The following is an 11355-nucleotide window of genomic DNA, read 5'->3' as shown; positions in this document are numbered from 1 at the left end:
CCCAGCCGAAAACCGCCCTCAGAACCCGCACCCAAAGGGTGATCTAACATTGCAGCCTCCAAACCCAGATAACACACTGAAATATATCACGAAAAGCCAAGCCCGCGAAGCCAAATCACTCAATTACTTGGGAAATGTGGGTTTGTTCACCAAAAGGCGGATGCGGGAAATCCACAACCTGCATTTTGACGGGCCTCGAGGCAGCAAGGTCCGGGATGTCTGTCTGTATTTTGGACACGGATCCCAAGCTCTGGCTCTCCCAGTGGGCAAACGCCAAACGGCTGCCCGACAATCTTGCCGTGCATCAGGTAGAACAGCGACACCTTACAGAAGCAGCGCTCGCCGCCGCAGAGCACTACGACTACGTCCTGATCGATGTTGAAGGGTCAGATGATGCATCCCTGATTGATGCTGTTCTGGTTAGTGACCTTGTAATTGTGCCGACCAAGGCGTCCCGCTTGGATGCTCTGGCAGCAGTGCAAGTACTCAAGCAGGTTCGTCAAAAAAGCTTGGTTCTGAAGCGCGATATCGCCGCCAAGGTTCTATTGGCCCAAACGGAACCGGGCGCCGTCGAGTTCCGGATCACTGGAGAGATCAAATCAGTCTTACAGCAAGCAAATGCGCCAGTATTTGCAACTCACCTAGCAAATCGACCTATTTTCCAAGCGATGATCAGCTTTGGGGGTGACTATTTGGACTTACCAAAACGGTTCCACGGATCCTCCCCGCAATCAGCACATGCGAATGTTGCCGCTCTGGCACGCGAAATCTCGGCCACGCTCTCAGAAATTCTCAAAGCAGCTTAAGGACAGAAAAATGGAAAACATAAAGCAAAATCTCATGCCCGGGGTCGGCGATGCTAACAAAGTCGAGCAAGGTGACTTGGGCTTTCCCCGCGGTTCAACCAGCAAATCAAGCTTGGTGGCCCAACCAGAGATGAGCCCAAGCAAACGCAGGGCTGCCGCGCGCACCCAAAAACTCTCTGTCAGTGTGAACCCGGACCTTTACTCAGCATGGAATGCGATCCGCGAGGACAAAGAGCAGGCTGTTGTTAGGGCGGTCGAGTTGTCATTGATCGCATATTTGGAACAGCACGGCCAAACGTTCGATCTGTAGCGCCATTCAAAAAATAAGAAGGCTCCCTGCCTCATCATGCGGGGAGCCGGGCCGATTTCTTTTTCTCTTATTTTTCCGAGATGCCCTCTTCTTTTTGGGAGCTGCCTCCTATTTTTCGAAAAGAATATGAAGCCGATTTTGAGCGCGTGCGATTCAGTAAAATATTTATGAATATTTTTAATTATCAATAACTTAGATGTTGACTTGGCTGCACGTGCGAGATAGAAAATGCACATTCAAAAACAGAGGCGACGACATGTTCCATTTCATCAAAGAAGCCTACCATCAGCTGCATATCGCGGCGGTCATCATCCACGTTACTCTCGTAATTGGCGAAGTCTATCACGTGATCCCGCACGCGTGATTAGGAGGACATCATGCAATTTTTGGTCTATCAGATAAGCGAAAGGGTCCGTTTCTGAACGCCGGCAATTAGAGCCAGCGTTGTGGCTCACATACCCGATTTTGAAAGCGTCGCCTCCGGAACGGGCGGCTTTTTTGTTTTCAGCATGGTCAAATGAAGATACCTGGTATCGTAGTCATCCCGGCACATCCAAGCCGCTGCGGCATATGTTTCCTCCAAGATTTTCAGAAAACCAAATAGATGGGGGTCGTTTTCCTTCCGTCGGCGTTTGAAAACATCCAGTTTACCATGATTGCCCTTGCCGATCTCCTGGCCCACCTGGCTGATTTCGAGCCACAATGCACCACTTTCCTTCGAGTAGACTTCGATCTGTCCAAGTAGCAGAAATCGTTGCTCGCCAATTTTGCCAATGGCCGACCAAACCGGTTGATTGGGTTCGCTGAGAACGATGTCTTTGTATAGTCTGAAACCATGTCTTGCTGGCATGTCGGTCTCCTTTGCACAGGAAAGTGTGCAAGCAGAGGCAAGGGGCAAGCTGATCTCAATAGGGATGCCGAAGGGTGAAAGTAGTGAGCACATTATCGAGTGTCAGTGCTCATACCAGAATCGTAGAATTCTATTCATTGGCTTGCAACCAGACAGGCGCCCTCCCAACTATAAGACTAAACCCCAGAGAAAGATCCATAAATGACGTCGGACAATCGTTTTCACCGGCTTGCTGAAAAAGCTTTGAACGCTTCATCCAGCACCCTCTCTAAGGTTCAAGAAAACTCATACACCCTTGCCGACTGGTCGAAAGTGCAATTTGAGGAATACTTGGATTCTAAGAAGCCGTTGGATGACACCAATTGGTTTGGACGCGCGGCTGATGCCTGCGAACAGCTATCAGATTGTGTGGTCAATGAGAGTGGCTGGACGAAAAAGGTCGTTACAGTTGCCACTAGTAAGCTTGCAGGTGCAGCGGTACCCGTCTCGTTTTTCTCTGTTGCCGCACTTGCTGGAACAGCTTCAACCGGCACAGCAATTGGCAGCCGGAGTGGGGCAGCTTTCACCTCCAGCGCTTTGGCGTGGATTGGTGGTAATGTCGCAATGGGGACCATGTTCGTTGGTGGCGCTGCGATTGCGGGAGCAGTTGCCGCTCCGCTTGTGGTGGTGCCGCTTGCCGGCAAGTACTTTCTCGGAAAAGCTCGCAAGCTCGACGAACTATTGCAATCCGAAAAGCAACTTATCGATGCGTGTAGTGCGTTGGTCATAGGGTTGCGGCAGGCAGAAAAGGGAGAGTTGGCACTCAGCGCAAAAGAGGCTGCGGCCCTGAACGAAGACGCGCTTGCCCCGCTTGTTGAGAAAGCGTCCGAAGTGCTGCTTGTCTCACAAGACTGGCCAATCATGCAGCGCCGTGGGTACCGCAATGCTTTCACTGAACTGAGCTTTGTGCGCGGCTTCGCCAAACATACATCAACGCTAACTGAACCGCTTATAGTTGGTGTTGGCTCGGCACTCATTTTCAATCTGTTGTCCGACGGTCCGCACGAGTTCACTCTGGCGGAACAAGACATGCTAGACGCCATCCGGCGTTCATCCAATGAACTGTCTGAAATGGCCAACGAACAGATTGCCGAACACGTTCAGGCGTTCTCACCCGCTCAGCTAAAGGGCTTCAAAAACAACGTAAAAGGCATCGCGCACGAGTTACAATTCGCAAGAGCGGAAAACAGCGATGGCGACGAGTTCCGCGTGGAATTGTTTGAAGCGACCAACCATCCCGGAGCAGACGTTCAAATCATCAATACAGAAACAGGCGAAATTAGAGAATTCCAGCTTAAGGCCACGTCGTATGGGGCCTATGTCGAAGCACATTTTGAGAAGTACGAAGATACGCCCGCAATGGTCACATCAGAGGTCGCTGAGAAACATGGTTTTGCTTCGACTGACATTTCCAACGAACAGCTATCTCACGATTTCGACAGCGCGGCTGAAAAACTGACCTCGGGCGCGGAACCGGAAATTCTGGACACAGTTGCCTTTGCGGGAATTGTGTCACTGGCCAGAAATGTGCGTGTGCTTCTAAACGGCGATGCTATGTGTGAAGAGGCGCGCAAGACCGCCGTAAAACGCAGTATGCAAGCGGGCCTCATTGCAGGAATTACAGAACTAATAGTGTAAGCATTGGACCCAAACACCAATCACTGATGAATTGCGGTAGAGCAAAACTTGGGGCGCTCAGCAGCGAACGTCCGTTGTGATACCTTTGAAGACGTTCATGCGGATCGCAGCGAACGGGTGCTTCGAGCCCGTTGCAGACTGTTCAGATCACAGCGATTTCTTTTGGGCGTGCACCTGCGCCATCGCGTTTTATGTTATCAGGCGGTCGCACAAAATTTGTGAAATTTTCTTAATGTGGAGCCTTCAAGTTGAAAGTCAGCATTCTGGAGTTGATGGAGGCGCTTGATTGCGTTCTACATTGGGGAATGTCGGCTTAGTTTAATGAGAAAGCTCGCAGAATAAAAAAAGGGGAAATTGTGCTTCTGTATAATGACAACGACCTTTCGCAGGAGCAGCGACAGCAAACGCCGATTGAGGATTACGATGACGTCGTTGCCTATGACGTTGATGACGAGTTCATAGGATGTAAATTAGGCACAAACAAACTAGGTGAGATAAATCTCCTCTTTATCTCAGAAGAGATCGGTGCCGAGCCATTTGAACTCATACTATCTGACGGCAGGCAGAAAATTGATTTTGATGAGTACTCTTCAATCATCGACCTGTTGTGCCAAATAAGCGGATTGTATGTGGTTCAGGAGGCCCGTGAGGATCATCCAGCAGGCTCAGTCACGCATTACGTACTGATCGAGAATGCGTCGAAGACTAACGATATTGAAAGTGACATCAATCTCTTGGCGACAGCTTTGTTGTCGCTGCAAGAAAAGGCAGAGAATAAATATGCTACTTAGTATACTTGGTCATTTGGCGAACCTGCCATTGCCGCAGTCGTAGCCTGCTTTACGGTCATGCGCTGGATTGGCGCAATTGGTGCAGACTTCAGACAAGATTGCTAGCCAAAGACTTCACAAATTGAATCCTTCAAAATCGGGCTTAGCGAATTGGGCGACAATGGAGCTGCGTGATCTCACCGCGTAAATCTAGCTACAAAGTAGATGGCCAACCAAAGCGAAACCGCGTGAGATAATGCTTCTTCTTGAGGTAAACGAGGTCGCTTTCCCATTCTGCAATGGCATCGGACAACGCGCTTCGTCGGCGCCGTTTTGCGTTTCTGGCGAAGGCAGCAATCGTCTCGGCGAGCTTCTGAAGCCGAGCTGCGGACCCGGGATCGGACCATTGCTCGTAATATTCCAACGACCAATAGATCGGCAGCGTCCCTGTCACGACGCGATCAAGAATTGCGCGGCGCGCGCCTTCAGGTAGTCCATTCGTGCGGCCGACCCGGTACTCAAGATACCCGAGCATTCCCTCGCTGGGTACCTTTCCAATCTCGAAACCATCTCCACCGCCATCGGCCTCCGTACTGGGCCATGTGAAGTATTCGGGGTGCTTCCGGATATGTGGCAGTCGGCGTTTCCACTCTTGCTCAACGGCCTCAACAATCCGGTTCGCTGCCCCATGTTTGAACGCTTGCCCAGGATCGCCCAGCCTCAATACGTTCTGAATCCAAAGGCCGTGCAGTCGCTCATGCTCCATTCTTTGGATCCCTTCGATGATAGCAGCTTCGGCCCCAAGGACATTCGCACGTTTGACGCGTTTTACTGGCGCCAGCCCGCGGGCAGATCGTGCAACTTTTTTCTTTTGAGGGACTTTCCTCAACTCTGTTGCGAGATCCCTGTTGGCCAGCTTGTCGGGCATCGGCGGCAGAGTGTTCGAGGCCCAGGCCTTTTTTCCGGCAGGCGTCAGGGACAATGCGGCATAGGTCTTTTTAGGATTACCAGGTCTCGGGCGCCGCACTTCCTCGACCAGCCCGCTGTTTTTGAGCCATGATAGCGCGACTTGGAAGTTATTGTGGAACGTATTCTTGGTCCCGGCCGGAGCCGCGACATTGATCTTGCTGGGTGGAAAATTGAAGGTATCGGCGACGGACTTTAGCACGTCACTGAACGAGATTTCCGGCGCAAGGAGCGCGCACAGGATAGGGCGCAACTGGAAGCCGAAGGCTGGGATGTCCTGCGCCTTTTCAGTCATGCCGTGCTTTTATCCGCCAGCGGAGGTTTTGCGGCGGCCGCGTTTGGGTTTAGGGGCTGCGGCGCGGCGCTATCCGCGCGAATGCGGCGCAGAATGTCTACGAAGTCTGAGTGTTCCGGCACCTCAAGGCCTGCGCGATCCGCAACAATAGCCGAAAGCCGCTCGGCAAATTGCCGGGTTTTGATCAACGCAGTGTTTGCATCATCGACAAAGTAACGTTCAGCGAAGGCCCCGAGTGCGGCCAGACCTGCATCATACTCGCTAAGATGGGAAAAATTACTCATCTGTTCCAATTCGGAGATTCGCTACTTGTAAGCCATAAACGTTCCAACGGTCTTGTCAGAAGGATTTAAGTTGTGGAGGGCAGGTTGGTCTCTTAGTCATCCTAGCTGACAAAAAGTGACCCATTCAAGGCTTTCACAGCAGCCCTGAGATTATCCGCTTGGCGGTGATGCTGCACGTGAGGTTTCCGCTGTCGCTTAGGAACGTCGAAGATCTTCTGCACGAGCGCGGCATCGATATAGCCATGAAACAGTTCGATATTGGTGGAACCGTTTCGGCCCAATGTTCGCCGCAGAAATCCGCCGTAAACGAGTGCAGCAGACGCGGTCGTATTCGAACTGGCAATGGCATTTGGACGAAGTTTTCGTGAAGATTTACGGCGAGACGCACTACCTTTGGCGGGCGATTGATCACGATGGTGAAGTTCTGGAAAGCTATGGTACAAAGCGCCGGAATCGCAAAGCAGCATTGAAATTCCTCAGGAAATCAATGAAGCGCCACGTTCGTCCTGATATCTTGGTGACTGACAAACTTTGGTCATACGGCGCGGCAATGAAGGACATCGGCAACGCTGACCGACATGAAACGTGTCGCTGGAAAAACAACAGAGCTGAGAATTCACACTTGCCGTTTTGACGACGAGAATGCGCCATGCAACGTTTCCGTAGCATGCGAAGTTTACAGAAGTTCGCCTCCGTTCCTGCCTCCGTCTGCAATTATTTCAATCAGGAACGCGCCCTCTACAGCAGAAACAATTTCAAACTAAACCGTGCCGCCGCTCTTGCCGAGCGGCGCCAAGTCTGTTCGGCATAGGTTCCGGTATTTTGGGGGCATACTGAGACTGGTTGGAATTGGTCTAACACCACCGCATAATATCCTAGCGATCTGGCGACTCATCTCCGGGTAGCATCCCAGCGCGGGCTAAAGCTCCCGGGGGCGCAACGTCTGTGTCGAGCTTACTTGCCGTTAGTTAGAGCTTAGCCAGGCCCGTTACGGATGTGAAACATATCAAGAACAAGCGTTGCCAGATTCTTGCCACTTGCTGGTGCGTGTTCATGCGCTGTTCTGCTTGGTTTGCACTTTTTACGGAAATTCCACAAAATTGAATCAACCGTTGTCTTTGTCCTTGTTCTTAAGGTGAATAGGCATGTATACGCCTCCGTGGAGACGTGGCCGAGTGGTCGAAGGCGCTCCCCTGCTAAGGGAGTAGGCCCGGAAGGGTCTCGAGGGTTCGAATCCCTTCGTCTCCGCCACCCACCCCTATTGCCTTTATTTTCATATATACTTAGGTTTCAGAGCATACCTTAGAGTATATTTGGGAGTATATCGGATGCCGCTGAGTTCACATTATCCAGCCACAACACTCACCAAGAACAAAAAGAAATGGTACGTTTTCTGTACAATCCCTGAAGAGTTACGCTCTGAATTTGGTGATCGTAAGCAGATCAAACGTAGCACTGGGACAAGTGACAAGGCTGAAGCGTCAAGGCGACAACATTCGATAGCCACTGACATCTACGCTGAGTTCGATAGCAAGAAGCCAAACCCTGTTGATGATCTGTCCAACCTGATCCAATTCCCTGACCACGTAGTTGATAAAATTGCTGAGCAAGCTGAGGAGGGACAGCCAACGGACCTCAGTGCAGACCTTATCAAAATGCTCCGCCAAGTAGCTGAAGTTCAGATAGTGTCCTCTGATCGTTACATTGGTCAAAACCCTGATGGGAGTTTCATCCCCTCAGATAAGCCACAGAAGGCCAGAGAGGCCCTTACGATCATTGATAGCCTTACTACTACGACAACAGATGCTAGTGGTTCACCTAAGCTGTCTGTCGTTCAGGGGGAGTACTTGGACAGCAAGCCATATGGGCCAGCCAAGACGATCAGGGATGCTGAATTGTCTATTGCTGAGTTCCAAGCATTCAGTGGTGATATCCCTCTGTCTGACGTTACTGCTGTCATGATCCATAGCTACGCAGAAAAGGTAGGGGAGACTAAGAGCCGTGAGACGATAGCCAAGAAGATCGGATACGTTAAGCGAATGTTCGATTGGGCCATCCGTAAGGGCTACGTTGAAACTAATGTCTTTATGACGATCACCCTAGATAAGAAACTTGGTAAGGCACGGGCCAGTTATCAGCCATTCAGCCACGATGAATTGACTAAGATATTTGAACTTGAAATGCCTGAACACCTGAAGACACTACTATCAATTCTTGTCACTACTGGAATGAGACTAGATGAGGCAGCACTACTAGACTGGGACAATATAAAGGACGATCATTTTGATCTAACGACTAGTATTGTTAAGACGAAAGGATCAGCTAGGAAGGTGCCAATCCCTAAAGCTATCAAACACCTGTTTACTCCTAGAAGTAGTGGCCAACTGTTCCCTGAATTCAGAAGGGACAAGGATGGTAAGGCTCAATCCCCTGCATCTAAGGCCCTGATGAAACAGATACGTAAAGTGACAGACGATAGGCTTAAAGTGGTTCACTCGTTACGTGGTAATCTGAAAGACGTGCTCAGGGACGCTGGTGTCTCTAAAGAAGTGAACGACTTCATAACTGGCCACAGTTCAGGTGATGTCGCCGGTACGTATGGCACTGGACCTAGCCTAGAGGTGAGACGTGAAGCCCTAGACAGTGTTGAGCATCCATGGTTATTCGCTGAATAGCTGCATGGCTGACCTGAGCGCAGCGAAGACTACTGAATACCTATCCAAAAGTATAGTCGACCTAGCCTTAAGATCGCTTGGGACAATCAGAAAAGTTACGTATCGTTTACCTGTGTGTGAGGGTTGTTACTCTTTCTTTGCCCCAAACTTTCAAAGATCAGTAATACCACCTAGGCCTTCACACACCCATTCCACTCTTTGAGCAAGCCATTGAAACATTTTCAAACACGCTATCTCTGGCCGGTGTGAGGGTGAAAGTATTGATTGAGGCATCAGCTTTCCCCCCAAGGAAAACTCAGCGCCCTTGGTTCACGAGTAGCTCTCACACACCCATTCCCCTCTTTGAGAACATACACCGGTGCCATTGACGTAACTCAAAAAGTTACATAAGCTGTTCTGGTGTGTGAGGGTGTTGGCTACCTTGTCACTACGGACGACAAGCACTTTTTGGTTGTGACCTTCACACACACCCCCAGCAAGTCTCCTGTGGAACTGAATGTCGAAGGATTTGGGTATTAAATTAAATCAATGCCTTAACTGAGGTCACTAGTATCTAAGCTGTAACACGCTAAATTAGCCCCATACAGCGCTGCTAGTGTCGTTAGGCTACCTCTACCCCTACCAGCTAACCTTACATGCTCTGTATGGCCCTTATATTGGCTCTAAGAGGGTGCTACAGTACAACGTGACAGTGCATTACGGACAGTAGTATCGTACCACTTACCACCTCTAGCTGTCTCAATCCCTAGTCTGTTCAGTTCATCAGCACAGTCCTTCAAGGTCATACCGCTATCCCTAAACCTTTTGATTGTAGGGTAGATGTGAGAGGCGAAACTATCAGCCTGACCTTGAATGGCTTCATTACGTTTTATCGTCTTATCCCTTAGACCACCGAGCTTAACCCCTTTGGCCTTGGCTTCCTTCAATGCCTGTTTGGTCCTGATCGATATGAATGTACGTTCCTGTTCTGCCAGTGCTGCATAGATGTGTAGCTGGAACTTATCAGCATTGGGCATAGAGGCGACACGTAGGGACAACTTCTTATCGTCCATTAGTGTAGCGATGAAGGACACCTTACGGCTAAGCCTGTCTAGCTTGGACACTAAGAGAGTAGCCCCAGTATCCTTGGCTAACTGGACAGCCTTCTGAAGCTCTTCATTCTGTTTGCTACCTGATCCCTGTTCTACAAATTCCCTTACCACTTCGTATGGTTCTGGACTGTAGTTGTTCAGGAAGAGTTGGATATCTCTGTCTTGTGCCTCTAGCCCTAGGCCACTTTCCTTCTGACCTTTTGTGCTTACTCTTCGATAGGTGATATACTGTAACATCTGACTTCCCTTCTAACTATGTCTCTCCCCTAATAAGTAAGACATAAGTAAGATGTCAACGAACGTTGTGTTTTACTTTAGCTCGTAATCAGTCCTTCAGGTCCACTCCTAGGGGCCATAGTGGTCATGATTGTTGTCCATTGATACATATATTGAGGGGGCTAAGGGGGGGTGGGGGGTGCTCTGTATATACGAATGACACCTAAAAATTATCTCACCAATTTTTCACTAATCCGATACAGGATTTCTCGTACTAGCAATGTCTGTCTGGAGTGGTTAGGTTGAGTGAGTTCAAACGAAAGGAATTTGAGACATGGCCGAAGAAGAAGAAAAGAAATTGGAAGACATGACTGCCAAGGAACTGATGGACCATGCCAAGAATATGGGCAGGGATGAGGTTCAGGGCCTAGTGGATGAGATAACACCCACGCTTAAAAAGCTAAAAGCTAAGGTGGACGAATGGGACCTAGCCGACAAAATCGAAGATTTCTTTGAGGACAAGTTGGACGATCTTAAGGCCATCAGAGAGCTTATCCAAGACAAGAAAGCAGAAATGAAGGCAGATGCCGTAGCTGAAGCTGAAAAGGCCAAGCCTAAAGGGAAAATGTCTGCTGGTGGTGTGAAGCTCAAGGCATTGAAGCAGAGTTTGAAGCCTGAAGATTGGAAGGCCATCATCAATGGTTACGACAAGGCAGACAAAGGTTCAAAGACACAGTACCTGAAGGACGTGAAGCATCCTAGGACAGGTGAAGCAATGCCCATAACGGCTAACAACATCGAGGGTGAGAAGTACGGGTGGCGTAAGAAGCTTACGGACTTGGGCCTACTAGGCAATGATTAATAGACTTGCAGTTGTCCTGTTCCGGGTCTTGATGGTCCTTACAGCAATACTTCTTGTGGCTTACCTCTGTGGGGTTCTAGTAGTTATGATCGTGCAGTTCATTATAGGTGCGCCAACGGTATAGAGCAATCAATGTCTGAACTATAATTCGTAGTTATCATTAGTATCTACTTCCTTGGCGTGTCTATTCGATATGTCCTAACAGGCAATAGTAACTGGAAGCCTTGGAAGAGAGAGACGTACAGGTGACAAGGACTAAATGCCGTCAGCGGCACCTACAGTTCTATGAGTACCTATCGCTATATAAATTACTATAGTAAAAGGTACGCATAGAATTAAGTGAAATTAGTATTTTCACACCTTAGATGTGTCTTCTCTTCTAAAATGAAGATTACTCCGTGGTGTCGCCAACGTGTCGGTCGTCAGAGTTTTTGGAACCAATGGCGACCTAAACTAAGAGAGAGTTTGGCTCATCTTGTTGGTTTGATTATGCGGCGCGTTGTCTGTGTTGCAAGCGGCGCGCTTCGAGCGTCTTTCGTTTGATCCTTTCCCT

Annotated in this window: 10 protein-coding genes, 1 tRNA gene and 1 pseudogene; 8 read left to right on the top strand and 4 right to left on the bottom strand. The window is 49.5% G+C overall.

Features of this window, described 5'->3' with window-relative positions; translation table 11 throughout:
• Positions 1-134: 134 nt before the first annotated feature.
• On the top strand, positions 135-806 hold the full coding sequence (locus ABJD00_RS19305; RefSeq protein WP_413848566.1) for a ParA family protein: 672 nt from the start codon (positions 135-137) through the stop codon (positions 804-806).
• A gap of 10 nt (positions 807-816) precedes the next feature.
• Positions 817-1116 (top strand): hypothetical protein, encoded by a 300-nt coding sequence (locus tag ABJD00_RS19300; RefSeq protein WP_413848564.1) that lies wholly within the window; start codon positions 817-819, stop codon positions 1114-1116.
• A 451-nt stretch (positions 1117-1567) separates the two neighbouring features.
• On the opposite strand, the gene ABJD00_RS19295 is transcribed toward ABJD00_RS19300, so the two are convergent.
• Positions 1568-1966, bottom strand: coding sequence for a hypothetical protein (locus tag ABJD00_RS19295; protein ID WP_413848562.1), 399 nt, complete (start codon positions 1964-1966; stop codon positions 1568-1570).
• A 201-nt stretch (positions 1967-2167) separates the two neighbouring features.
• Between ABJD00_RS19295 and ABJD00_RS19290 the strand changes: the two genes are divergently transcribed.
• The gene (locus tag ABJD00_RS19290) at positions 2168-3643 is read left to right on the top strand and encodes a hypothetical protein (RefSeq protein ID WP_413853590.1); all 1476 of its coding nucleotides are present in this window, start codon (positions 2168-2170) and stop codon (positions 3641-3643) included.
• Positions 3644-3999: 356 nt separating this feature from the next.
• A complete protein-coding gene (locus tag ABJD00_RS19285) occupies positions 4000-4434 on the top strand; it encodes a hypothetical protein (protein ID WP_413848558.1) in 435 nt (144 codons plus the stop codon).
• 193 nt (positions 4435-4627) lie between these two features.
• Here ABJD00_RS19285 and ABJD00_RS19280 read toward each other — a convergent pair whose 3' ends face one another.
• The gene (locus tag ABJD00_RS19280) at positions 4628-5674 is read right to left on the bottom strand and encodes a hypothetical protein (RefSeq protein WP_413848556.1); all 1047 of its coding nucleotides are present in this window, start codon (positions 5672-5674) and stop codon (positions 4628-4630) included.
• Positions 5671-5958 (bottom strand): hypothetical protein, encoded by a 288-nt coding sequence (locus ABJD00_RS19275; protein ID WP_413848554.1) that lies wholly within the window; start codon positions 5956-5958, stop codon positions 5671-5673. The genes ABJD00_RS19280 and ABJD00_RS19275 overlap by 4 nt, the downstream gene beginning before the upstream one ends.
• A gap of 105 nt (positions 5959-6063) precedes the next feature.
• On the opposite strand from ABJD00_RS19275, the pseudogene ABJD00_RS19270 reads away from it, so the two are divergent.
• The 3 genes and pseudogenes from ABJD00_RS19270 (at position 6064) to ABJD00_RS19260 (ending at position 8633) form a co-directional block, all read left to right on the top strand.
• Positions 6064-6769 (top strand): annotated as a pseudogene (locus tag ABJD00_RS19270) (IS6 family transposase).
• A 350-nt stretch (positions 6770-7119) separates the two neighbouring features.
• Positions 7120-7209 (top strand) — tRNA-Ser (locus ABJD00_RS19265).
• A gap of 77 nt (positions 7210-7286) precedes the next feature.
• Entirely contained in the window at positions 7287-8633 is a 1347-nt protein-coding gene (locus tag ABJD00_RS19260) for a DUF6538 domain-containing protein (RefSeq protein WP_413848552.1), read from the top strand.
• Between the two features lie 662 nt (positions 8634-9295).
• Here ABJD00_RS19260 and ABJD00_RS19255 read toward each other — a convergent pair.
• A complete protein-coding gene (locus ABJD00_RS19255; protein ID WP_413848550.1) occupies positions 9296-9961 on the bottom strand; it encodes a recombinase family protein in 666 nt (221 codons plus the stop codon).
• A 313-nt stretch (positions 9962-10274) separates the two neighbouring features.
• Between ABJD00_RS19255 and ABJD00_RS19250 the strand changes: the two genes are divergently transcribed.
• On the top strand, positions 10275-10802 hold the full coding sequence (locus tag ABJD00_RS19250; RefSeq protein ID WP_413848548.1) for a hypothetical protein: 528 nt from the start codon (positions 10275-10277) through the stop codon (positions 10800-10802).
• Positions 10803-11355: the final 553 nt, after the last annotated feature.

This window comes from Tateyamaria sp. (genome assembly GCF_039945315.1).
In the GTDB taxonomy this organism is placed as follows: Bacteria; Pseudomonadota; Alphaproteobacteria; order Rhodobacterales; family Rhodobacteraceae; genus Tateyamaria.
Note: the sequence above shows the minus strand (reverse complement) of the source record. Positions and strands in the feature narration are given on the sequence as shown.